Source organism: Streptomyces diversicolor, assembly GCF_057537855.1.
Genome location: NZ_BAAJXA010000004.1, coordinates 314,650 through 337,302, shown reverse-complemented (window position 1 = coordinate 337,302; position 22,653 = coordinate 314,650). Strand labels below are relative to the sequence as shown.

At 72.9% G+C, this 22,653-nt stretch carries 19 protein-coding genes; 11 read left to right on the top strand and 8 right to left on the bottom strand.

Features of this window, described 5'->3' with window-relative positions; genetic code table 11:
- Positions 1-40 precede the first annotated feature (40 nt).
- Positions 41-922, top strand: coding sequence for a diacylglycerol/lipid kinase family protein (locus AC27LF_RS06925; RefSeq protein WP_479663960.1), 882 nt, complete (start codon positions 41-43; stop codon positions 920-922).
- 332 nt (positions 923-1,254) lie between these two features.
- Here AC27LF_RS06925 and AC27LF_RS06920 read toward each other — a convergent pair whose 3' ends face one another.
- Complete coding sequence (locus AC27LF_RS06920; RefSeq protein ID WP_479663959.1) at positions 1,255-2,451, bottom strand: PP2C family protein-serine/threonine phosphatase; 1,197 nt, start codon at positions 2,449-2,451, stop codon at positions 1,255-1,257.
- Between the two features lie 304 nt (positions 2,452-2,755).
- Here AC27LF_RS06920 and AC27LF_RS06915 point away from each other — a divergent pair, with 304 nt between their 5' ends.
- Both AC27LF_RS06915 and AC27LF_RS06910 read left to right on the top strand, forming a co-directional pair.
- Positions 2,756-3,271, top strand: a complete 516-nt coding sequence (locus AC27LF_RS06915; RefSeq protein WP_479663958.1) for a DUF4232 domain-containing protein — start codon at positions 2,756-2,758, stop codon at positions 3,269-3,271.
- Positions 3,272-3,391: 120 nt separating this feature from the next.
- Positions 3,392-3,739, top strand: coding sequence for a DUF1330 domain-containing protein (locus AC27LF_RS06910; protein ID WP_479663957.1), 348 nt, complete (start codon positions 3,392-3,394; stop codon positions 3,737-3,739).
- A 272-nt stretch (positions 3,740-4,011) separates the two neighbouring features.
- On the opposite strand, the gene AC27LF_RS06905 is transcribed toward AC27LF_RS06910, so the two are convergent.
- The 4 genes from AC27LF_RS06905 to AC27LF_RS06890 form a co-directional block, all read right to left on the bottom strand.
- Positions 4,012-4,911, bottom strand: coding sequence for a carbohydrate ABC transporter permease (locus tag AC27LF_RS06905; protein ID WP_479663956.1), 900 nt, complete (start codon positions 4,909-4,911; stop codon positions 4,012-4,014).
- Positions 4,908-5,894, bottom strand: coding sequence for a carbohydrate ABC transporter permease (locus tag AC27LF_RS06900; RefSeq protein ID WP_479663985.1), 987 nt, complete (start codon positions 5,892-5,894; stop codon positions 4,908-4,910). The genes AC27LF_RS06905 and AC27LF_RS06900 overlap by 4 nt, the downstream gene beginning before the upstream one ends.
- A 228-nt stretch (positions 5,895-6,122) precedes the next feature.
- Positions 6,123-7,367 carry a sugar ABC transporter substrate-binding protein gene (locus tag AC27LF_RS06895; RefSeq protein WP_479663955.1) on the bottom strand — a complete coding sequence of 415 codons (1,245 nt, stop codon included), beginning with the start codon at positions 7,365-7,367 and terminating at the stop codon, positions 6,123-6,125.
- 153 nt (positions 7,368-7,520) lie between these two features.
- Complete coding sequence (locus AC27LF_RS06890; RefSeq protein WP_479663954.1) at positions 7,521-8,591, bottom strand: LacI family DNA-binding transcriptional regulator; 1,071 nt, start codon at positions 8,589-8,591, stop codon at positions 7,521-7,523.
- Positions 8,592-8,722: 131 nt separating this feature from the next.
- Between AC27LF_RS06890 and AC27LF_RS06885 the strand changes: the two genes are divergently transcribed.
- Entirely contained in the window at positions 8,723-10,861 is a 2,139-nt protein-coding gene (locus AC27LF_RS06885; protein WP_479663953.1) for an amylo-alpha-1,6-glucosidase, read from the top strand.
- A 101-nt stretch (positions 10,862-10,962) separates the two neighbouring features.
- Positions 10,963-11,514, top strand: coding sequence for a GNAT family N-acetyltransferase (locus AC27LF_RS06880; protein WP_479663952.1), 552 nt, complete (start codon positions 10,963-10,965; stop codon positions 11,512-11,514).
- 11 nt (positions 11,515-11,525) lie between these two features.
- Here the strand turns inward: AC27LF_RS06880 and AC27LF_RS06875 are convergent, their stop codons facing one another.
- A complete protein-coding gene (locus AC27LF_RS06875) occupies positions 11,526-12,791 on the bottom strand; it encodes an MFS transporter (RefSeq protein ID WP_479663951.1) in 1,266 nt (421 codons plus the stop codon).
- Between the two features lie 81 nt (positions 12,792-12,872).
- Here AC27LF_RS06875 and AC27LF_RS06870 point away from each other — a divergent pair, with 81 nt between their 5' ends.
- Positions 12,873-13,205 carry an ArsR/SmtB family transcription factor gene (locus tag AC27LF_RS06870; protein WP_479663950.1) on the top strand — a complete coding sequence of 111 codons (333 nt, stop codon included), beginning with the start codon at positions 12,873-12,875 and terminating at the stop codon, positions 13,203-13,205.
- Positions 13,206-13,356: 151 nt separating this feature from the next.
- Here the strand turns inward: AC27LF_RS06870 and AC27LF_RS06865 are convergent, their stop codons facing one another.
- Together AC27LF_RS06865 and AC27LF_RS06860 are read right to left on the bottom strand one after the other, a co-directional pair.
- Complete coding sequence (locus tag AC27LF_RS06865) at positions 13,357-14,025, bottom strand: class I SAM-dependent methyltransferase (RefSeq protein WP_479663949.1); 669 nt, start codon at positions 14,023-14,025, stop codon at positions 13,357-13,359.
- Positions 14,026-14,404: 379 nt separating this feature from the next.
- On the bottom strand, positions 14,405-15,418 hold the full coding sequence (locus tag AC27LF_RS06860) for a LacI family DNA-binding transcriptional regulator (protein WP_479663948.1): 1,014 nt from the start codon (positions 15,416-15,418) through the stop codon (positions 14,405-14,407).
- Between the two features lie 148 nt (positions 15,419-15,566).
- On the opposite strand from AC27LF_RS06860, the gene AC27LF_RS06855 reads away from it, so the two are divergent.
- The 5 genes from AC27LF_RS06855 (at position 15,567) to AC27LF_RS06835 (ending at position 22,214) form a co-directional block, all read left to right on the top strand.
- On the top strand, positions 15,567-17,390 hold the full coding sequence (locus tag AC27LF_RS06855; protein ID WP_479663947.1) for a glycoside hydrolase family 2 protein: 1,824 nt from the start codon (positions 15,567-15,569) through the stop codon (positions 17,388-17,390).
- Positions 17,391-17,529: 139 nt separating this feature from the next.
- The gene (locus AC27LF_RS06850) at positions 17,530-18,873 is read left to right on the top strand and encodes an ABC transporter substrate-binding protein (RefSeq protein ID WP_479663946.1); all 1,344 of its coding nucleotides are present in this window, start codon (positions 17,530-17,532) and stop codon (positions 18,871-18,873) included.
- 34 nt (positions 18,874-18,907) lie between these two features.
- Positions 18,908-19,813, top strand: coding sequence for a carbohydrate ABC transporter permease (locus AC27LF_RS06845; RefSeq protein WP_479663945.1), 906 nt, complete (start codon positions 18,908-18,910; stop codon positions 19,811-19,813).
- Between the two features lies 1 nt (position 19,814).
- The gene (locus AC27LF_RS06840; protein WP_479663944.1) at positions 19,815-20,753 is read left to right on the top strand and encodes a carbohydrate ABC transporter permease; all 939 of its coding nucleotides are present in this window, start codon (positions 19,815-19,817) and stop codon (positions 20,751-20,753) included.
- Positions 20,754-21,305: 552 nt separating this feature from the next.
- Positions 21,306-22,214: a serine hydrolase gene (locus AC27LF_RS06835; RefSeq protein WP_479663943.1), complete on the top strand. Its 909-nt coding sequence runs from the start codon at positions 21,306-21,308 to the stop codon at positions 22,212-22,214.
- Positions 22,215-22,653 lie beyond the last annotated feature (439 nt).

The window sequence follows — 22,653 nt, the reverse complement described above, 5'->3', positions numbered from 1 at the left end:
CCGCCGCCCCGCACCACCCTCACCGTCCGGAGGCTCACCGATGCGACAGTTCACGGCCGTCGTCAACCCCACCGCGGGCGGCTCCACCGGGGCGGCGGCGCTGCTGCGCGTGGGCCGGCTGCTGCGGGAGGCCGGGGCGCAACTGGAGGCCGAGTACAGCCGCGGCCTGGCCCACGCCCAGGACCTGGCCCGCCGGGCCGGCGAGCGCGGCCGGGTGGTGCTCGCGGTGGGCGGCGACGGCATCGCCGGGTGCGTCGGCGGCGCCCTCAGCGGAACCGGCACCGTGCTCGGCCTGGTCCCCGCGGGCCGCGGCAACGACTTCGCCCGCGCCCTCGGCCTGCCCGCCGACCCCGCCGCGCTGGCCCGGATCCTGCTGGACAGCACTCCGCGGCCCGTCGACACCATCGAGGTGGAGTCGGCCGTGCACCGGGGCACCGTGGTGCTGGGCAGCGTGTACGCGGGCGTCGACGCGCTCGCCAACCGCCACGCCAACAGCGCGCGGCTGCTGCGCGGCGCGGCCTCCTACTACGCCGGCGCACTGCGCGCGGTGGCCACCTGGCGCCCGGCCACCTACCGCGTCACCGTGGACGGACGGGAGCACGCCCACCGCGGTTACACCGTGGTGGCCGCCAACTCCGCCTACTACGGCTCCGGCCGGGCCATCGCCCCCGGCGCCCGGGTGGACGACGGACTGCTGGACATCGTGATGATCCGCGAGGCACCGCGCCGGCTGTTCTTCGCCCTCATGAACGAACTGGCGACCGGAGCCCATGTCGACCGGCCCGAGGTGCGGGTGCTGCGCGGCCGGGAGATCCGCATCGAGGCCGACCGGCCCGTCCCCTACGGCACCGACGGAGAGGTCGAGGCCACCCTGCCCGTCACGGCCAGGGTGCGGCCCGGCGACCTCACGGTGCTGTGCTGAGCCCACAGCCATAGCCGTCCTCGGAGCCGGAGACCGGGCTGTGGCCGTGCCGCGGCTGTGCCGAGTTCCAGCCGCCCCGGGCCGCCACCGGCCTTTCCGCGCCCGTGCGTCGACGGCCGACCGCCGCGCGCGGCGCGTCACCGCGCTCGGCGGGGCCGGTCCCGGCACCGGATCCGGGCCGGGCACCGGCCCTCGGCCGTGCCCGCTGTCACGGCCCGGCGTCACGGCCCAGCCGGGCCGGCGGCGCAGCCGTCCGGGGAGGGCCGGCGTCCGGGGTGCGCGCACCCGCAGCGACGGATCCCACGTGATGCCCGCGATGCCCGCCCAGCACGTCATGGGCCGCGTCGCGCGGACGCGGCGCCCGCCCCCTTGTGCGGGAGGAGCACGACCGTCAGGGCGGCGATGTCGTCCCGCAGCCGGTCGTGGCTGTACTCCAGCAGATCGCGGTGGAGCCGGTCCAACAGCTCCCGCGGTGGCAGCGGCCCCCAGGAGCGCAGCCGTTCCAGCAGCGGGTAGAAGGCGCCGGCCCGGTCGCGGGTCTCCGTGATGCCGTCCGTGTACAGCAGCAACTGATCGCCGGGCAGGAAGGGATGGACGTCCACGGGGTACGGCTCGCCGACGAGCATCCCGAGGTTCAGCGGCGGAGCGGACCGTCCCGTGTGCAGTTCGCGCACCTCGCCGGGCCTCAGGAGCAGCGGCGGCGGATGCCCGCAGTTGACGACCCGCACCGTGCGCTCGTCGGTGCGGATCTCCGCGATCACCGCCGTGACGAACCGTTCGCCCACGTCGCTCCCGGACAGCTGATCCGCCCGGCGGGTGACGCTGGTCTCCACCCGGCCCGCCAGCGCGGGCAGGTCGGGCTCGTCGTGCGCCGCCTCGCGGAACGCGCCGAGCAGGGTCGCCGCGGTCTCCACCGCGGGCAGCCCCTTGCCCCGGACGTCGCCGATGAGCAGCCGTACCCCGTGCGCGGTGGGCACGGCCTCGTACAGGTCGCCGCCGATGCGCGCCTCGGCGAAGGCGGAGTGGTAGAAGCTCTCCAGACGGAGGTCGCCGATCCGGTGCGGAACCGGTCTGAGCAGGACCTGTTGCGCGATGTCCGCCACGAAGCGCACATCGGCGAGCGTACGCTCGCGGCGCGTCCTGTGCCGGGCGAGCGCCGTGCCGAGGAAACCGACCAGGGCCGTGCACACGTAGGCGGCCACGTAGTGCGGGTCCCACTGGTAGCCGAGGTGCCGGCCCGCGCAGCACGGGGTGCCGGCCAGGATCCACTCGAACAGGACGGCGAACACGGTGCCGCCCGCGACCACGACCGGGCCGTACGCGAAGGCCGCCACCAGCGGCAGCGCGATGAGCGCGAAGCTCACCGGCCACTCCACGGGGGTCAGCGGCTCCAGCACCAGGACCAGGGCGACGTACCCGACCGGGAGCCAGCGCAGCCAGGCCGGCGGCGCCGGCGGCCGGGTCCGGCCGGCCTCGCCCGCCCGCTCCTCGCCGCGGCCCGCCCGGGCGGTATGACCGCGAAGCCTCACCGCTCGCCCAGCCGCGCGGGCGCCCGGCGGGCGCGGAACGCGCAGGCGGGGCGGACGGGCGCAGCACACGCCCGACGGCTCGGCTCAAGCAGCCTGGACACACGGAACTCCCGGCGATGGCGACAAGAGGGCCAGCCTGGTGCGCCCGCCCGCCGCACCCCGCTCATTGCTCCGGTCCACGGCATGTCCCGTCCGGCACCGCCCGCGGGTCGGGGAACCGGCGGACGGCAGAACTTTTCGTCGGTCGTGTGCATCCAAGAGAGTGACACACATCCACCCATTCACCCGATAGGGGTGGTATGGCATGTTTCTTCACTCACGACACCTCTCCCGGCGCGTCGCGATCGCTTCGGCGACCGCCCTCCTCACGGGCGGCGCGGCGGCCGGTGCCGCCTGGGCCACGACCGCGGCGGCGGCCCCGGCCGGCCCGCGCACCTGCACGGTGAGCGACCTGTATGTCTCCATGGGACGCAAGGAGGGCGCCGCTGGCTCGCTGTACTGGCCGATCCGGTTCACCAACACCGGCACCACCGGCTGCGCCCTGCGCGGCTACCCGGGCGTCAGCGTCCTCGACGCCGCCCATCACCAGGTGGGCGCGGCCGCTGGCCGGACCGGACAGGCCCTCTCGACCGTGACGCTCGCCCCCGCCCACTCGGCGTCCGCGGTGATCCGCACCACCAACGGTCCCGTCGGCGGGCCCTGTCAGGCCACCGGAACCTATCTGCGGGTCTATCCGCCGGCCTCCCGCACCGCGGTCCTGGTGCCGGCCGGCTGGAAGGTGTGCTCCGGCACCTTCCGGGTCGCCCCGGTCACCCGGTAGCGCCGGTGTGACGCGTCACCGGCGGCCGGGGCCGATTACCGCTCGGGTAATCGACCCCGGCCGCCGGCGCGCGCGAGGATCGGGGCGTACCGGGAACGGACCGACCGGCAAGGAGCCGTCATGCCCGCCTACGCCATCGCCCACCTGCAAGAAGCCGCCCCGCATCCCGAGATCGCCGAGTACATCGAGCGCATCACGGCCACCTTCGAGCCCCACGGCGGACGGTTCCTCGTGCACGGCATGCGGCACGAGGTTGTGGAGGGCGGCTGGCCTGGCCACGTCGTGGTGATCGCCTTTCCCGGGATCGCCGAGGCGCGGGCCTGGTGGGACTCGCCCGCCTACCGGGAGATCGCGCCCCTGCGGGCCCGGCACATCGAGGGCGACATCATTCTGGTCGAGGGCGTCCCGGACGACTACGACCCGACCGACACCGCCCACTCGCTCCGCACCACCCCGCCCACCGCATAACCCCCCGACCAGGGCTCGCCGTTCGCCCACATGCCCGCAGACACCGACACCCCCGCCCCCGCACGGCGGCCGCCGTGGTCTTCCGTCGGTCGGTTGTGGTGAGTTGTGGTTGGCCGGGGTGTGTTCCTGGGCGTCGCCGACGTGCTTGCGCGTGGTGGGCGGCGATGCCGGGATCGGGCCGGCCGCCCGGCCATGACCGCGCCGCCCCGGCCGTCGCTGCGGCGTGATGCCGATCCCGCCGGCACACCTTCAGGCCCGCTGCCGTGCCGGTGTCACTCCTTGACCGCGCCCGCGTTGGCGCCCTGTACGAAGTACCGCTGGAAGCAGAAGAAGAGCGCCGCCACCGGCAGGGTCGACAGCAGGGCCGCGGCGAGTTTCAGCGGGTACTGGGTGCCGCCGCCCAGACCGCCCGAGACGAACCGGGCGAGCCCCGTCGTGAGCGTCTCGTACTGGGCGGACTGCGTGGCCACCAGGAAGTGCGTGAACTCGTTCCACGAACTCTGGAACGACAGGATGGTCAGCGTCAGCAGCGCCGGCCTCGCCATCGGCAGCACCACGGACCAGAAGGTGCGGAACACGCCGGCACCGTCCACCCGGGCCGCCTCCTCCACCTCCCGGGGCACCGACTCGAAGAACTGCTTCATGATGAAGATGCCCGCCGCGTCCACCATCAGCGGCAGGATCATGCCGGTGTACGTGTCGAACAGCCCGAACGTGTTCAGGACCAGGAACTTCGGGATCAGCAGGGCCACCCCGGGCACCGCCATCACCGCGAGCACGAACCCGAACAGCAGGCCCCGCCCGGGGAACCGCAGCCGGGCCAGCGCGTACCCGGCCATCGAGTCGAACAGCACCCGCCCGGCGGTGACCAGGACGGCGACCACCGCGGAGTTGCCGAGCCAGCGCAGGAACGGCACCCCGTCGCCGGACTCGCTCAGCCCCAGCAGCCGCTGGTACGCGGCGGTCGTCGGGGTGACCGGCACCAGCGACAGCGGATGCGACGCGGCATCGGGATCGGTCTTGAAACCGGTCGCCAGTTGCAGGACGAACGGCAGGACGTACAGCAGCCCGAGCCCGGCCACCAGGACGTAACCCACGATCCGCAGCGGCAGCGGATGCCGGCCGAGCACCGGATAGTGCTGTCTGCGCACGGCCCGTTTCGTCGACGTCATCGGTTCCTCCCGGGGCGGGCGTCGCGGTCCCTGAACGCCCAGCGCTGCAACGCGGTCAGGCACAGGATCAGGGCGAGCATGATGAACGCGATGGCCGCGCCCTGCCCGAAGTCGGCGTCGTCGAACGCGGACGAGTACGACAGGAACGCCGGGGTCAGCGTGGTGTTGCCCGGAGCGCCCTGACCCATCACATACACCTGGTCGAAGACCTGCCAGGTGGAGATGAGACCCAGGGTGAGCACGAGGAACAGCACCGGCCGCAGCGCGGGCAGCGTGATGTGGCGCAGCATCTGGAACCGGTTGACGCCCTCCAGGGCGGCCGACTCCTCCAGCTCCCGCGGGATGTCCTGGAGCGCCGCGAGGAAGATCAGCATGAAGGTGCCGGAGGTGGTCCACACGGCGAGCAGGATGATCGTGCACATCGCGACGGACGGCCCGGACAGCCACTGGAACCAGGACAGACCGAGGAAGGAGTGGTCGGCCAGCGCGCCCGAGGGATGGTCGGGATCCACGATGCCCAGCGCCCCCAGCAGCAGCGAGAGCACCCCGCGCGGGTCGGCGAACCAGTTCGGGCCCTTCAGCCCGATCCAGGACAGCAGCGAGTTCACGGCCCCGCTGCCCTGGAAGAGGAACAGGAACACGGTGGACACCGCGATCGAGCTGGTCACCGACGGGAAGAAGAACGCGGTGCGCAGGGCGCCGCGGGCGCGCAGCAGCCGCTGGTTGACGATGAGCGCCAGCACCAGGGCCAGCGCCGTCTGCAACGGCACGGTCAGCAGCACGTAGTAGGCGTTGTTGCGCAGCGAGGTCGCGAACAGGGTGCGGTCGAGACCGTCCTCGGTCAGCAGCGCCTGGTAGTTGTCCAGGCCCACGAACTCGGCCTCGCCGCTGAACGGATTGGACTGCCCGTCCCAGTGCAGCAGGCTCACCCACAGCGCCATCAGGATCGGCAGCAGCAGGAACAGGCCGAGGACGAGCACCATGGGGCTGACGAACAGCCAGCCCCATGGGCCCTCACCGCGGCGGCGCCCCGCGCGCGGGGCGTGGTCGGCGCGGGGCGCCGCGGTGGGACCGGCCCCGCCGGGCGCGTCAGGTGCGCCCGGCGTACCGGTCGACCGGGAACGTGCCGCCGCAGGCGGCCGTCCGGAGTCGGCGGAACCGTCGCCGCGGGGCTGGTCCGCGGCGCGGGTGGTGCGGGGGGACATGACGGCTCAGTCGCCCTTCGCCATCGCCTGCTCGCCGTTGCTCTGGAGGTCGGCGAGGATCTTCTTCGGGTCGGCGGTGCGCAGCGCCTGCAGATCGGTGTTGAACTGGCCGAGCACCTTGTCGAACCCGGCGATGGTCACCGGGCCCTGCGCGTACGCGGCGCCGTCCACCCATGCCTTGGCCTCCGGCACCTGCTGCGCGTAGGTGGCGAGCGAGCTGGTGCGGGAGGGCATGACACCGAAGGCGTCCGCGAACTTCAGCTGCTGCTCACCGGAGCTGAGGTACTTCACCAGATCCACGGCGGCCTTCTGGTGCGCGCTCTCGGCGGCCACGCCCCAGCAGGTGCTGAAGGCGAGCGTGCCCTTGCCGGCCGGCCCCGCGGGCAGCTCCACGACCTTGTACTTGACGTCCGGGTAGTCGGCCTTCATCGCTCCGGCCAGCCAGTTGCCCTCGATCGTCATCGCGGCCTTGCCCTTGCCGAGCGCCTCGCCGCCCCAGCTGGTGTCGACATCCGTGGCGTACTTCATCGAGCCCGCCTTCAGCAGGGACTGCGCGAAGGCGAGACCCTGCGCGTTCTTGGCGCCCGCGGCGGTCATCTTCGTCTGCCGCGCGTCGGTGACCCAGCCGCCCGCCTCCTTCATGAAGACGCCGAGCCGCTGGTACTCGTTGGTGGTGACGAGTCCGGTCACCCCGTCCCGGCTGAGCTTGCCCGCGACCTGCTTCAGCTCGGCCCAGGTGGTCGGGTGGTCCCGGTCGGTCAGCCCGGCCTTCTGCCACAGCTCGGTGTTGATGGCCAGACCCAGCGTGGAGGTGTCCTTGGGCAGGCACACCAGCTGCCCGTCGTAGGTGAAGGAGGAGCGCAGCTGCGCCGAGAAGTCGTCCGCGTCCTTGATCTGGTCGCCGTACGCGTACAGCGAGCCCGCCTTCGCGTAGTTGGCGAACTGGTCGGAGTTGACGTAGAAGACGTCCGGCGGCTTGTGCCCGGCGAAGGACTGCGCCAGCTGCTGGTTCATGTCCTTGGCGACCTGGACGCTCACCGTGTTGCCGGACTTCTTCTGGTACGCGGCGGCCGCGTCCTTGACGGCCTTGGTCTCGGCGTCGCCCGACGTGGCGATGAGCACCGTCAGGTGCTGCTTGGCGCCGCTGTCCTGCTCGGTCTCCTTGTCGTCGCCGAAACTCGACGAACAGCCGGTGGCGGCCATCAGAGCCGCGCAGGTGGCGAGGGCCGCGGCGGCCGTACGGGTGGTCATTGCTTCCTCCGTGTACTCGGGGTGGGACGTGCGGCTCCGCCCGGGCGCCGCGGCGGACCGCGACCCGGGGTGGGGGAGGAGAAAGGGGAGAGGTTCGGGGCCCGTGCGGGCCGGTGTACGGGTTCGCGCCGTCGGCGCCCTCGCGGGCGGCGGCTAGCGGGCTGCCGGTCCGTCGGCTCCCGCCCGCGCGCCGGGCACGCTGTCGCGCACGACCAGCGACGGCGCCAGCAGCACCCGTTCCGGGGGCGCGCCGGCGTCGGCCATCCGCGCCAGCAGCAGCCGCAGGCACTCCCGGCCGACCGCCTCCAGCGGCTGCTCGATCGAGGACAGCGCGGGCGACACGAGCGCGGCGGTCGGTGAGTCGTCGAAGCCGATCACGGCGACGTCCCGGCCCGGGTCGGCCCCGCGCTCGCGCAGCGCGTGGTAGCAGCCGAGGGCCAGCGTGTCGCTGGCCGCGACCACGGCCGTCGCGCCGGCGTCCAGGAGCGGTTTGACCGCGTCGTGCGCGGCCTCGATGTCGTCCACGCTCTGGGCGCGCCGCGCCCGTGTGGCCAGCCCGTGCCGGCGCATCGCCCGCTGCCAGCCCGCGGCCCGGTCGTCACCGACATCGGAGCCGCGCGGCCAGCCGAGGAAGGCGATCCGCCGGTGCCCGAGGGCGACCAGGTGCTCCACCGCGGCATCCGTGCCCGAGGCGCCGTCCACGTCGACCCAGTCGCCGACCGGCCGCCCCGACCACATCCGTCCGAAGCCGACGAACGGCACGCCCCGCTTGGCCAGCCAGGTCTGACGGGGGTCGTGGCGCGCGGTCCCGCTGAGCACGAACCCGTCGACCTCGTGCCGTCCGAGCAGTTCCTCGTAGCCCTCAAGGGTGGGCTCGCCCGGCGGGCTCGCGAACAGCAGGATCCGGTATCCGGCCTCGTCAGCGGCCTGGGACAGGGCGTGCAGGAAACGGTCCATGATCGGGGTCGTGGTGCCGGCCGGGGAGGGCTGGATGCCGTAGCCGATCAGCTTGCTGGAGCGGGTGCGCAAGGTCTGCGCGGCGCGACTCGGCCGGTAGCCCATCTCGTCGACGGCCTGCCGCACCCGTTCCAGGGTCTCGGGGCGCAGCAGCTGCGGGGAGTTGAGCGCGTTGGACACCGTCTGCGGGGAGACACCGGCCCGGCGGGCGACCATAGCGAGGGTGACCGGGCCCGGTGCGGCCGGGGAACGCGGGGTGCGGGGCATACGGGTCTCCGACGAGAAAGGGCCGTGTAGAGCCCTGGTGGATCGATTTGAGCGTTCCAAAGGCATTGTCATCGCTCTGACGAGCAGATTACTGTCTTTGGAACGATCTAACGCTGAGAGGTTCTTCTCTTTTGGACACCACTGTCAAGCCCCAGGACACAGGCGACCCGGAATCGGAGGCCGCGGACACCGCCGAGGGACTGCAGCCGTTCCTGCACGACGCGGTCGTCACACTCTGCGCGCCGAGCTTCGCGCTCTCCCGCCCGGACGGGCAGATCGAGCACGGCGTCGACGGCTTCTTCCACGGCGACGTCAGGGCCCTGTCCCGGCTGACCGTCGCGGCCGACGGCATCCCGCTCGTGCCCGTCACGGGCGGCTTCGACGGCGCCGACCGGGCCGGTTTCCGGGCGATCCTGCGCGGGCTCGGCGAGAGCACCGCCGACCCGGCCGTGGAACTGCACCGCGGGCGCACCGTCACGGCCGGCCGGCTGACGGAGGAGTTCACGGTCGTCAACGCCGGCCGGCGCCACATCACCCTCCGGCTCACCGTCACCGCCGGAACCGACCTGGCCCCCATGGAGCGCGTCAAGTCGGGCGACCGCCCGGCCCTCGTCCCGGCGCGGGCCGCGGACGGCGGCACCCTGGACTGGTCGCGCGACGGCGTCACCGTGCGACTGGCCGCCGAGCCGGCCGCCGACCGGCTCGACCCCGGCACCGGAAGCCTGTCCTACGACATCGACCTGGGCCCCGGCGCCCGCTGGACGGCGACGCTGCACTGCACGGCCGCCCACGCGGACGGCGACCAGTTCCCGGCGCCCCCGGCCGGCGCCGTACCGTGGCGCACCCCCGCGCTGCGCTCCGCGGACCACCGCTTCGACCACTGGCTGCGGCAGTCGGTGGCCGACCTGGACCGGCTGCGTCTGACCGACCCGCGGTCCGACGAGGACGGCACGGCGCGTGACGGCCGCGTGGACCAGTTCCTCGCCGCCGGCGCCCCCTGGTTCCTCACCCTCTTCGGCCGCGACTCGCTGTGGGCGGCACGGATGCTGCTCCCGCTCGGCACCGAACTCGCCGCCGGCACCCTGCGCACCCTCGCTCGCCGCCAGGGCGCCGTCGTCGACCCGGCCACCGAGGAGCAGCCGGGCAAGATCCTGCACGAAGTGCGGCGCGGCAGCCAGGAGTTCGCGGACACCTTCGCGCTGCCGCCGGTGTACTACGGCACGGTGGACGCGACCCCGCTGTGGATCTCGCTGCTGCACGACGCCTGGCGCTGGGGCCTCGCCCCGGAGCAGGTCGAACAACTCCTGCCGCACGCCGAGTCGGCGCTCGCCTGGATGCGCGACCACGGCGACGCGGGCGGTGACGGCTTCCTGAAGTATGTGGACCTGACCGGCCGCGGCCTCGCCAACCAGGGCTGGAAGGACTCGGGCGACTCGGTACGGCACCAGGACGGCCGCCTCGCCGAGCCGCCCATCGCGCTGTGCGAGGTCCAGGCGTACGCGTACGAGGCCGCGCGCGGCGGCGCGGCCCTGCTGCGGGCGTTCGGCCGGCCCGGCGCCGACGCCTGGGAGGAGTGGGCCGAACGGCTCGCCACCCGCTTCCGCGAGCGCTTCTGGGTCGAGGACGCCGACGGCCCCTATCCGGCGCTCGCGCTCGACCGCGACGGCGGGCCCGTCGACGCGGTCACCTCCGGATTCGGGCACCTCCTCGGCACGGGCCTGCTGAACCAGGAGGAGAGCGCGCTGCTGGCCGCCCGCCTGACCCGCCCCGACCTCGACTCCGGCCATGGTCTGCGCACCCTCAGCAGCGCGGCGACGGGCTTCAACCCGTACGGCTACCACATTGGTTCCATCTGGCCGCACGACACGGCGATCGCCGTGCACGGCCTGGTCAGGGCCGGTTTCGCGGAGGCGGCGGCGTCCCTTGCCGCGGGCCTGCTGACCGCGTCGACGGCCTTCGACGCGCGGCTGCCCGAACTCTTCGCCGGCCACGGCGACCGGGCCGCGGAGCGGCCCGCCCCCTACCCCGCGTCCTGCCGCCCGCAGGCCTGGGCGGCGGCGTCGTCGGTGCATGTGCTGCGGGCCGCGCTGGGCCTGGACGCGGACGTACCCGGCGGCACGATCACCGTGGCACCCGGATTCGCCCGCTCCTTCGGACCGCTCACGGTCACCGGTCTTGAGGCCGGCGGAGAACGTCTCGACATCACGTTGGCCGCGGACGGCACGGTGCGCACCCGGGCCCCGGAGGGACTGACCGTGCTCACCGGCTGAACCCGGCCGGCAGGGCACGCCGGGGCGCCCGGCCGACCCCGGGCGCCCCGGCGCCGTTTATCGGCTTGCCGCCCCAGAGCCTGCTCGGATAGGAAGCTCGCATGCTAAGAGGCAGCAAGGTCGGGCTCAGGGCCCGGCACGAGGACGACATCCCGATCCTGCACAGACAACTGCACGACGACGTGGTCAACTTCTCGCGGTCCGACGACCAACCGTGGCGGCCGATCACGCCCGGTTCGAAGAACTCGCAGTTCGTGGTGGACGACAAGGAACAGGGGCACGTCCCGTTCTCCGTGGTCGAGCTGGGCGGCGGCACGCTGATCGGCAGCGCGGTGCTGTGGGGCATCGACCTCCACAACCGGTCCGCGCACATCGGTCTTGGACTGCTGCCTACCTCCCGCGGCAAGGGCTACGGCACCGATGTGGTCGCGGTGCTGTGCCACTACGGTTTCGTCGTGCGCGGCCTGCGCCGGCTGCAGATCGAGACGCTGTCGGACAACGCCGCGATGCTGCGCTCCGCCGAGCGCAACGGCTTCGTCCGCGAGGGCGTGCTGCGCTCCGCGGCCTGGGTGATGGGCGAGTTCCTTGACGAGGTGCTGCTCGGCCTCCTCGCCGAGGACTGGAAGCCGGCCCGGCGGGCGCCTGAGAGCTGACCCTCGGGCCCTCAAGTCCGGGCGGCGCCTTCGCTGTTCGACGTCGTCGCGCGCTCCGGTCCGCCCACGGGGCGCACCTGCGTGTCGCGCCGGTCACGACGGCCGAGGAACCTCTCCGCGAGCACGGCGCAGCCGCACAGCAGCGCCGCCAGCACGGAGAAGACCGGGAAGACCGAGGCGTCGGACCACACCGTCGCGCCGATGCCCACGAGGAGGCTGGGCACGATGAGAGCGGTGTAGGCGATGAGGTAGAACGCCGACATGACGGCGCCGCGGCGCTCGGCGGGGATCTGCGCGGTCAGATGGCGCAGCGATCCGCCGAACGCGAGTCCGTAGGCGCCGCCTTGGAGCGCGACGGTCACGGCGATGAGGACGGCGTGGCCCGTCATGAACGCGGCCGTCCCGACGAGCATCAGCAGCGCGAGCGCCGTGTCTCCGACGAGGGCGACTTGCCGGGCCGGAAAGCGGCCGCCGGCGATCTGGGCGATCGCGGCGGTCACCGTCAAGGCGGCGATGATGATGCCGCCGAACAGTGGTCCTTCGATGTCCGAGGCGTGGGAGGCGATCGACGGCTCCAGGGAGAAGCACACCCCGAGCACGGCCCAGGCGGCGCCGGCACCGGTCACGGCGAAGACGAATCGTCCGCGCACCTCCTTGGGAACCTCCGGCCGCGGCACCCTCAGGGGCGCGGCGCCGGCACCGGGGTGCGGCTCGCGCATCCGCACCATGAGCACCAGCAGGACGAGCGCGACGAAGCCGTCGGCGAGGTAGGGGACGAGCAGCGGGTGGACGTCCGTCTGGGCGAGGGCCGCACTGCCGAGCGCCGCGACGGCGATGCCGAGGTTGAACACGATGGCGGTCAGTGTCCCGGTCCGTGCCGTGTCGTTCGGGCGCACGTCCAGCAGCGCGGCGCCGCCCACGACGACGATCGCGCCGATGCCGAGGCCGTTGAGCATCCGCGCCGCGATCAGGTAGGCGGGACCCCCGGCGAAGACGAAGACCACGAGACCGGCGAGCACGAGAAGCAGCCCGGTGATGAGGACCGGCCGGCGGCCGAAACGGTCCGACACGTGCCCGGAGAACAAGATGGCCACCAGCGCCATGACTCCGTAGGCGCCGAAGACGACGGTGGTCGTGACGGGCGGATAGTGCCACTTCTCCGCATAGACGGAGTACAGCGGGGAGGGGATGGCCGAGGTCGCCTGTCCCAGCATGAGCAGGACCAGGAGAGCCGGGTAGCGCCACCTCTGCGGAGGGCGCTCGGAGGACGTGCGCAAGGCGACTCCTTCGATGTTTGATGCGGATCGTACTTCGGGAGGCTAGGTTGAAGTACGATGGGCGTCAAACTTGGAGGTGTGATGTCACGCTGGGAAGTGCCCGCCGATCAGTTGCCGCCCGTCGGCGGCATGCAGAAGCTGCTGCGCGCCCTGGCGGATCCCGCGCGCCTGGAAATGGTGCGGCGGCTGGCTTCCAGCCCCGGCGAAGAAGACTCGTGCGGGGCCCTCTACGAGGGCCTGAGCAAGTCGACGGCGACCCATCACTTCAAGGTCCTGGTGGACGCGGGCGTGCTGCGCCCCGTCATGGTCGGCGGGTCACGGGGCCACCGCCTGCGGAGTGACGACCTCCACAAGGCGGCCCCCGGATTCCTGGACGCGATCATCACCACCCTGGCCCGAGAGGAACCGGCCTGAGGGAACCCGGCGCTCGGCGGCGCCCCGCAGACGCAGGGGCGCGGGGAAGTGCGCCCAGCCACGACGGTGCCGCGGACGACCGACGCCCGGCGGGGTGGGCGTCGAAACCTGGCCCCGGCCCCTTCGGCACCGTCTCAGGGCGCTTGAGCGGTCAAGCCGGCCTCTCGGTGGCCGGCTTGTGTGCCAGGAAATTGGCGTACTTCCACTTCAGATCTTCATCGGGTTCCTGCACCAGTTGAGAGGTGACGACGAGTCCGGCCTGGTTCAGCAGTTCCGCGAGCCGGTCTGCCGGCAGCCGATAGGACTCGTAGGACACGGGGTGGCCCCCATGGCCGCGGGTCGGACGGCGGCGTTCACCGGCGCCCACGTGGCCGGCGAGCAGGAGGTGTCCCCCGGGCGCCAGGGTGCGGTGGAACTCGGCGAACACCACCGGCAGAAGCTCCGGAGGTGTGTGATGGGTCGAGTAGTAGGCCAGGATGCCGCCGAGCGCGTCGTCCTCGATCTCCAGCGCTGTCATGGTGCCCACGGAGAATCGCAGGTCCGGATAGGCGTGACGAGCCAGTTCGACCATCTGGGGCGATACGTCGACGCCGAACGCCGGCACCCCGAGGCCGGCCAGGTGTGCCGTCACCTTGCCGGGGCCGCAGCCCAGGTCCGCGACCGGTCCCAGGCCGGAGGCCCGCACCAGTTCCGCGAACGCGGCCAGCATCGCGCGGGATACGGGGTCCAGCTCGGACGGGTTCTTGACGAGGGCGGTGTAGTCGGCGGCGACGGTGTCGTACGACTCCCGGACCGCGGCAAGGTAGGAAGGCTCGGCCACGCGGTGAATCTAGCCGGAGGCACTGACATGTGAGCCCCGGCCGTCGTGGCGCCCGCGCCGAAACTGCTGAGACGCAGCGACCAGGAGAACGCCGGGATCAGGCCGGCCCGGCCCGGCTTCTTCCCCTCCCGCCCGCACCGGCCGCTCGCCGACGCCCCCGGGGCACGGTTCGTCCACTTCGCCGAGCGGACCTCGGTACCGCGCTCGCCAGGGGCTACCGGCACTCCCGACGCGGGCGCTCGGGAGGCGACAGGCGCCCGGGCGGCGCCGAGCGCTCGGGAGGCGACGGCCGTTTGGGAGGTGGCGGGCGCTCGGCGAGCCGGTGCCGGGGGCTCGGGTCGCCGGTGTGGGGCGGGCGGTGTCCGGGGGGCCGGTGGTGTCAGCCGCCTGTGCTTTCCCGGGGCACCAGCCGGTACCCGGCCACATGGTCCCGCGGAGCGCCCGCGTCCGGTTCGTCTATGCGGCGCAGCAGCAGCGACACGGCCGCGCGGGCGATCTCCTGCTTGTCGGGGGCCACGGTGCTCAGCGTGGGCACGCTGAATCGGGACGCCTCGATGTCGTCGAACCCCACCACGTCGATGTCGCCCGGCACGGACCGGCCCTGTTCGTGCAGCGCGCGCAGGGCGCCGAGCGCGAGATGGTCGTTGAGGCAGAGCAGGGCGTCCACGGCGGGCGCGCGCTCCAGCAGGCGCGCGGTCGCCCGGGCCCCGTCCCGCCAGTGGTAGGCGTCCACCGGCACCACGAGGTCCGCGGCGAACGGCAGCCCGGCCGCCTCGACGGCCTCGCGGTAGCCGTCCGTGCGCAGCCGGTCGGTGCCCTGGGGGCCGTGCGCCGCCCCGCCGACGACGGCGATGCGCCGCCGTCCGCGGGCCAGCAGATGCTCGGTGGCCTCCCGCGCGGCCCGTATGTTGTCGATGCCGACGTGGTCGGTGCCGGCTCCGGGGGAGCGTTCGCCGAGCAGCACCACCGGCAGCCGGCGGTCGCGGGTGGCGAGGTCGTGGGGGAGCAGGGAGAGCGGGCTCAGCAGGACGCCGTCGCAGAACTGGGCGTCAAAGCCGTGCAGGGCGGCCAGTTCGCTCTCCCGGACGGCCCCGGTCTGGTGGATGAGGACGGTGCGCCCCCGCCGCCCGGCCTCGGCCATGACGTGTTTGGCCAGCTCGGCGAAGTACGCCACGTCCAGCTCCGGCACCGCCAGCGTGATCACTCCGGTGCGCCCCTGCCGCAGTTGACGGCCGGCGATGTTGACCCGGTAACCGAGGGCGTCGATGGCCTCCTGGACGGCGGTGCGGGTCCGCTCCGACACGTGCTCGAAGTTGTTGATCACGTTGGAGACGGTCTTCGGGGAGACGCCCGCGTACTCCGCCACGTCCTTGATCCTCGGTCTGGCCGCCACCTGTCCGTCCTTCCGTCGGTCGTGATCGTACCGACCATCACGAATCGGTTTCGGGCCGGTCCGCTGTGCACCGACGTATTTACATCGATGTAAATCTCATGATGCCATGTGCCCCGCACCGACCGGCACTCCCGACGCAAGGAGGACCATGTCCGTTCCGCACCCCTCGGACCCGCCCCGCCCCGAATACCCCAGGCCGCAGTTCGTCCGCGCGTCCTGGCTCAATCTCAACGGCGAGTGGGAGTTCGAGATCGACCGGTCCGACACGGGACTTGAGCGCGGCCTGCGCGAACGCGAGCTGACCGGCCGTATCGTCGTTCCGTTCTGCCCGGAGTCGACGCTCTCCGGTGTCGGCGAGACGGACTTCCTGGAGGCCGTCTGGTACCGGCGCACGGTCACCGTCCCCGCGGCATGGGCGGACGCCCGGGTGCTGCTGCACTTCGGCGCGGTGGACCACGACGCCACGGTGTGGGCGAACGGCGTCGAGGTCGCCCGCCACCGCGGCGGCTTCACACCCTTCACCGCCGACCTCGGCCAGGTCGCCGCGGCCGGCGAGCCGGTGACGATCGTCGTACGCGCCCGGGACAGCCGCCACGGCCCCCAGGCCCGCGGCAAGCAGGCCACCTGGTACGCCAACTCGCACTGCCACTACACCCGTACGACGGGCATCTGGCAGACGGTGTGGCTGGAGCCGGTCCCGCGCGCCGCCGCCCTCAAGCGCCCCCGCATCACCCCCGACCTGGCCTCAGGTTCCTTCTTCCTGGAACTGCCGCTCACCGCCAACCTGCCCGGTCACCGGGTGCGCGCCACGCTCCGGGACGAGGCCGGCGAGGTGGCCGTGGCCCACAGCCGCGCCGACCTCGACCTCGCGCCCCGCCTCGTGCTGCCGGTCCCCGAGGACCGGCGCCGCACCTGGTCCCCCGAGGACCCGCACCTGTACGACCTGACCCTCGAACTCCTCGACGCCGACGGCGGTGTCGTCGATACGGCACGCTCCTACGCGGGCCTGCGCTCGGTCTCCGTCCACGGCAAGCGGCTGCTGCTGAACGGCGAACCCGTCTTCCAGCGCCTGGTGCTCGACCAGGGCTACTACCCGGACGGCCTGATGACCGCGCCCACCGACCGGGACCTGGTCCGCGACATCGAACTCGGCCTGCACGCCGGCTTCAACGGCGCCCGGCTGCACCAGAAGGTCTTCGAGGAGCGCTACCTGTACCACGCCGACCGGCTCGGCTACCTGGTGTGGGGCGAGTTCGGCGACTGGGGCTGCGAGGTCGGCGTGCGCGACGACAACCAGCGCCCCGACGCCTCGTACATCACCCAGTGGCTGGAGGCGCTGGAACGCGACTACTCGCACCCGTCGATCGTCGGCTGGTGCCCGCTGAACGAGACGTACCAGCCGCTGCACGACCGCATCACCCGGCTCGACGACGTCACCCGCGGCATGTTCCTCGCCACCAAGCAGGCGGACGCCACCCGCCCGGTGCTCGACGCCTCGGGATACGCCCACCGGGTCCCGGAGAGCGACGTCTACGACTCCCACTGCTACGAGCAGGACCCGGCCGTCTTCGCCAAGGTGATGTCCGGCCTCGCGCAGGACCGCCCGTATGTCAACACCGGCCCCGAGGGGCGCACCTGGTCGCTGCCGTACGGCGGACAGCCCTACTTCTGCAGTGAGTTCGGCGGCATCTGGTGGGACCCCGAAGCCGCCGCGGCGGCCGGCGACGAACGCGACACGTCCTGGGGCTACGGCGAACGGCCGCGCACCCAGGAGGAGTTCGTCGCCCGCTTCACCGGCCTGACGGCCGTACTGCTGGACGACCAAGACATGTTCGGCTACTGCTACACCCAGCTCACCGACGTCTTCCAGGAACGCAACGGCGTCTACCGCTTCGACCGCTCCGAGAAGGTCGACACCGCCCTGCTGCGGGCGGCCCAGACCCGCCCGGCGGCCTACGAGCGCGACGCCTAGCGGCCACCCCGATCCCCGGCGGAACCGGGGGCTGCTCTCGCCCAGGATTTACAACGATGTACATCTGAGGGGCGGCGAGCCGGGATCCGGACGCACCCGCGTCCGGATCCCGCCCCGCCACCCACGAGAAAGGAGCCGTATGACCGGCATACCCGCACCCGTCGGTCCCCCCGGCCCCACCCGGCGCCGCGCGCTCGCCACCGTCCTGGCCTCCGGGGCCGCGGTCCTGGGCGCCGGTGCGCTCAGCGGCTGCGGATCCGCGCAGGCCGCCGACGCCTCGACCGTGCGCCTGTGGGACCTGTTCAGCGGGGCCGACGGGGGCCTCCTCAACGACATGGTGCGCGCCGCGCGCCCGGACATGCCGGGCAGCCGCATCGAACGCACCGTCCTCGAATGGGGAACCCCCTACTACACCAAGCTTGCCATGGCCTCGGCCGGCGGCCGCGGCCCCGACATCGCCATCGCCCACATGTCCCGCCTGGCCGGCTACGCGCCCACCGGGCTCCTCGACGCGTGGGACCTGGACCAGCTCGCCGAACACGGCGTCGGCCAGGGCGACTTCGCCGACGCGGTCTGGGCCCGCACCCAGTACCGGGGACACACCTACGCCATCCCCCTGGACACCCACCCGTTCATCGTCTTCTACCACCCCGACATCGCGGCCGACGCCGGACTGCTCACCGCGGACGGCACCCTGGACGCCGAAGCCTTCTCCTCCCCGGACCGGTTCCTGGCCGCAGGGCGGGAGTTGGCGAAGGCGTCCGGCAAACAGGGCATCGCGTTCGGCTACGTCACCGACACCGCCCAGGGCTGGCGGCTGTTCTACGGCCTGTACCGGCAGACCGGCGGCGCCTTCCGGCTGCCCGACGGCGGACCCGCCGAGGTCGACGTGGACCGGATGGCCGAGGTCATCGCCTTCATGGCGAAGATCGTCGACGGGCGCACCAACCCCGGACACCTCGACTACTCCGCCGCCATCGCCGCGTTCGCCAACCGGCAGACCGGGATGATCCTGTCCGGCGAGTGGGAGCTGGGCACCTTCCGCACGGCCGACGCGAAGGTGGGCGCGGCACCCTTCCCGACCGTCTTCGGCACCCCCGCCGTGTACGCCGACTCGCACTCCTTCGTCCTGCCCCACCACCCCGACCCCGACCCCGCGCGCCGGCGCCGCGCCCACCGCGCCGTCGCGGCCCTGCTGAAGGCGGGACAGATCTGGGCCACCGCCGGCCACATCCCCGCGTACGGCCCGGTCACCCGCACCGCCGCCTACCGGCGGCTGCGACCCCAGGCCCACTACGCCGGGGCGCAGGACCACGTGGTCCTGGACCCCTCCGTGTGGTTCGCCGGCGCCGGCTCCGACTTCCAGAACGCCATGTCCCAGGTCCTGCAGCAGGCCCTCCTCGACGGCCTCGCCCCCGACCGCGCGGCGCGCGCCATGGTGCGGCGCCTGAACACCTTCCTCGCCAAGCCCAGCCCGGCCTGAACCGGCTGCGAACCATTCCGCAGGAGGCACAACGATGTCCTCTCCCCAAGCCTCGCCGCGCCCCGCGGCCGTCATGGCCCGCCGGCTGTTCGCGCCCGGCCTCCTCTTCGCGCTCCCCTTCCTGATCCTGTTCGCCCTCTTCCTGCTGTGGCCGCTCGCCCAGGGCCTGTGGATGAGCCTGACGGACACCTCGCTGTCGGCCCACGCCCCCGGCTTCGTCGGCCTCGACAACTTCACCGAGGCGCTGCGGGACGCGGACATGTGGCGCTCACTCGGCAACACGGCCTGGTTCACCGTCCTGTCGACCGTCCCGCTCGTCGTCGTCGCGCTCGCTCTCGCGCTGCTCGTCCACACCGGGCTGCCCGGCCAATGGGTGTGGCGGCTGGCCTTCTTCGCCCCGTACCTGCTGCCCGTCGGCGTGGTGAGCCTGCTGTGGATCTGGCTCTACCAACCCGATCTCGGCCTGCTCAACCACCTCCTCGACACCCTCGGGCTCGGCCAACTGGCCTGGCTCAGCGACGAGTCGGTGGCGATGTGGGCCGTCGTGCTGACCACCCTGTGGTGGACGGCCGGCTTCAACTTCCTGCTCTACCTGGCCGCGTTGCAGTCCGTCCCGGACCAGCTCTACGAGGCGGCGGCCCTCGACGGCGCCGGCGCCTGGCGGCGGCTGTGGTCGATCACGCTGCCCCAGCTGAGCCGGATCACCGTGGTGATCACGGTGCTCCAGATCCTGGCGTCCCTGAAGGTCTTCGACCAGGTGTACCTGCTCACCAAGGGCGGCCCCAACGGCTCCACGCGCCCCGTCGTCGAGTACGTCTACGACGTCGGCTTCACCGGCTACCGGCTCGGTTACGCCTCGGCGATCAGCTACATCTTCTTCGCCCTCGTCCTGATCGCCTCCGCCGCCCAGTACGCGGCTCTGCGCCGCCGGGAGAAGTGACATGACCTCCACCGACCTGCCCGTTGGCACCCCGTCCGCCACCCGCGCCCCGCGCCCGGTGCGGGAGGTGGCGGCCCGCCGTGCGGCCCGCGGCCACACCAACCTCACCCTCGGCGACGGCCGCGGCACCCGGGTGCTGGCCCTGACCGCGCTGACCCTGCTGGCCGCCGCCTGGCTGCTGCCGATGGCCTGGGCGCTGCTGACCGCGTTCAAGTCGGAGGGGGACGCGAGCGACCCCGCCCACTGGTTCTGGCCCCGGCACGGCTTCACCCTCCAGGGGTTCCGCACCGTCTGGGAGCGCGGCGACCTGCCGCTGTGGATGCTGAACAGCCTGTTCATCTCGGCGGCCGTCACGGCGATCACCGTGCTGGTCTCCGCGATGGCCGGATACGCCTTCTCCCGCACCCGCTTCGCCGGCCGCCGCTGGCTGTTCGCCCTCTCGGTGGCCGCGATCCTGGTGCCGCCCCAGGTGCTGATCGTGCCGTGGTTCAGGCAGATGCTCACCCTGCATCTGATCGACACCTACGCCGCGGTGATCCTGCCGCAGACCGTCGCCCCCGTGATGGTGTTCATCCTGAAGAAGCACTTCGACTCGCTGCCGCGGGAACTGGAGGAGGCGGCCCGCCTCGACGGAGCCGGCCACTGGCGGATCTTCTGGTCGGTCCTGATACCGCTGTCCCGTCCGATGCTCGCGGCCGTGGCGATCTTCGTCTTCATCGGCGCCTGGAACAACTTCCTCTGGCCGTTCGTCGCGACGTCCGACCCGGCCCTGATGACGCTGCCGGTCGGCATCACCTCGGTGAAGGACGCCTACGGCATCCAGTACGCCCAGACCATGGCCTCCGCCGTGCTGGCCGCACTGCCGCTCGTCGTGGTCTTCATGATCTTCCAGCGGCACATCGTGAAGTCCGTGGCCACGACCGGACTCGGCGGCCAGTGAGCGACGGCCGCGCCGGCCGGCCGCACGGCTCGATCGCGGCGGCGACCGCACGCGGCACCGCGGGGATGTGGCCGCCGTACGCGACAGCGCAGGGACGCGGCGGCCGTGTGCCACAGCGCAGGGATGCGGCGGCCGTGTACGACACCGCAAGGCCGCACGCGGCCGTGTACGACCGCGAGACCGCGGTGGCCGTGTGCGACAGCGCAGGGTCGCGGCGGCCGTGTGCTGTGCGACACCGCAGGGATACGGGGTCCTTGCGCGGGCTCGCGGGAGCGATGTGCACGCCCCCGGCCGGTTCATGGCCTTCGCGGTCGTGACGGCCGGGGGCGTGACAGCGGGGCGTGATGGGGGACATGGCGAGGGGTGTGTCGAGGGGCGTGTCGAGGGACGTGTCGAGGGACGTGACGTCGACCACACCGGAGGCTGTGGCCTTCCCCACAATCCGTGGGCAGAGCCGCCCCGAGGTGGCGGCCGTCACTTCGTCGTCGGGGTGATTTGTTTACGTTCGCAGTGCTGTGCCCCCTCCCCGATGAACTGCCGAGGTCCCGCACCATGCCCCACCCGTCGTCACCCTTCTCCCGTCCGCTGCGTGCGGCACGGCGCGGCCGCAGGCGCGCCGCGGTCGGAGTCACCGCCCTCGCGGCCTCGGTGGCGGCCCTCGTGTCGACCGGTGCCCTCACCCCCACGCAGGCGGTCGCCGCCACGGCCGCGGCGCGGCCCGATGCCGCCACGGCGGACTTCCTCGCCCAGGTGCGGCCGCAGGGCAGGGAACGGGTCACCGCCGCCGTGCTCGACCTGGACGCCCCGGGCCGGGGCACCACGGTGTACGGCGCCGACACCGCGTACGACACGGCGAGCATCATCAAGGTCGACATCCTCGCCGCGCTGCTGCTCAAGGCGCAGGACGCCGGACGGGGCCTGACCGCGCAGGAACGCAGCCAAGCGGAGGCGATGATCGAGCGCAGCGACAACGCGGCGGCCAACGCGCTGTGGCGCGGCATCGGTCGTGCGCCGGGCCTGGAGGCGGCGAACAAGCGCCTCGGACTGACCTCGACGCAGGGCGGCCCCGGTGCCAAGTGGGGACTCACCCGGACCACGGCGAGCGACCAGATACGGCTGCTGCGCGCGGTGTTCGAGCCCGCCGCCGGTGCGTCCGGGGGCGCCGAGGGGCTGACCGCCCCGTCCCGCGGCTACCTGCGCACGCTGATGTCCCGTGTCGTGGACGAGCAGTCCTGGGGTGTCTCGGCGGCGGCCCGTTCCGCGGCCGAGCTGAAGAACGGCTGGCTCCAGCGCACGACGACCGGGCTGTGGGACGTCAACAGCATCGGCCGGGTCGCGGTGGGCGGACATCACTACCTCGTCGCGGTCCTCTCCGACGGCAGTACGTCGATGAAGGCCGGCGTCTCACTCGTGGAGCGCGCGGCCCGCACGGCGCTCTCCACCACGACCACCCACCGCTGACCCACCCGCGGTTCGAAGGACTCGGCCTCCGCCGGCCCAACCGGCTTGCCGCCCGCCGGTCTTGAGGGCCCGCGGCTGGTGCGAGGCTGACGGCGCCCACCGGACCGGGGAGGGCTGACGCCGCCCGGTTGTCGGGCGTGAGGCACTGCCCGTAGTCCGGACAGGCTGCCGCCCTTCGGCGCTGGTCGCCTTCCGTTCCCGCCCGCTTTCCGGGGCGCCCAGCTGTCCGCCGGCTCAACCGGCTTGCCGCCCGCCGGTCTTGAGGGCCCGCGGCTGGTGCGAGGGGGCCGCCGCCCGGCGGGCTCGCAGGGGCCGCGATCGGGGTGGCAGGCGTTGGCCGACGGCTCGGGGCCGTTCCGGTCGGGGCGGCGCGTGTGCCTTCGGGGCGGCGGGGCGATGTCCGGGACGGGCCCCGGCCGGTGGCCGAGGCCCGTTGTGG

Coding starts and splice junctions, on each gene's coding strand:
- AC27LF_RS06910 (WP_479663957.1), top strand. CDS start 3,392: ATGCCCGCCTACGCCATCGCCCACCTGCAAGAAGCCGCCCCGCATCCC.
- AC27LF_RS06840 (WP_479663944.1), top strand. CDS start 19,815: ATGACCTCCACCGACCTGCCCGTTGGCACCCCGTCCGCCACCCGCGCC.
- AC27LF_RS06845 (WP_479663945.1), top strand. CDS start 18,908: ATGTCCTCTCCCCAAGCCTCGCCGCGCCCCGCGGCCGTCATGGCCCGC.
- AC27LF_RS06900 (WP_479663985.1), bottom strand. CDS start 5,894: ATGGTGCTCGTCCTCGGCCTGTTCCTGCTGCTGCCGATCCTGATGGCG.
- AC27LF_RS06915 (WP_479663958.1), top strand. CDS start 2,756: ATGTTTCTTCACTCACGACACCTCTCCCGGCGCGTCGCGATCGCTTCG.
- AC27LF_RS06835 (WP_479663943.1), top strand. CDS start 21,306: ATGCCCCACCCGTCGTCACCCTTCTCCCGTCCGCTGCGTGCGGCACGG.
- AC27LF_RS06855 (WP_479663947.1), top strand. CDS start 15,567: ATGTCCGTTCCGCACCCCTCGGACCCGCCCCGCCCCGAATACCCCAGG.
- AC27LF_RS06880 (WP_479663952.1), top strand. CDS start 10,963: ATGCTAAGAGGCAGCAAGGTCGGGCTCAGGGCCCGGCACGAGGACGAC.
- AC27LF_RS06870 (WP_479663950.1), top strand. CDS start 12,873: ATGTCACGCTGGGAAGTGCCCGCCGATCAGTTGCCGCCCGTCGGCGGC.
- AC27LF_RS06895 (WP_479663955.1), bottom strand. CDS start 7,367: ATGACCACCCGTACGGCCGCCGCGGCCCTCGCCACCTGCGCGGCTCTG.
- AC27LF_RS06890 (WP_479663954.1), bottom strand. CDS start 8,591: ATGCCCCGCACCCCGCGTTCCCCGGCCGCACCGGGCCCGGTCACCCTC.
- AC27LF_RS06850 (WP_479663946.1), top strand. CDS start 17,530: ATGACCGGCATACCCGCACCCGTCGGTCCCCCCGGCCCCACCCGGCGC.
- AC27LF_RS06905 (WP_479663956.1), bottom strand. CDS start 4,911: ATGACGTCGACGAAACGGGCCGTGCGCAGACAGCACTATCCGGTGCTC.
- AC27LF_RS06925 (WP_479663960.1), top strand. CDS start 41: ATGCGACAGTTCACGGCCGTCGTCAACCCCACCGCGGGCGGCTCCACC.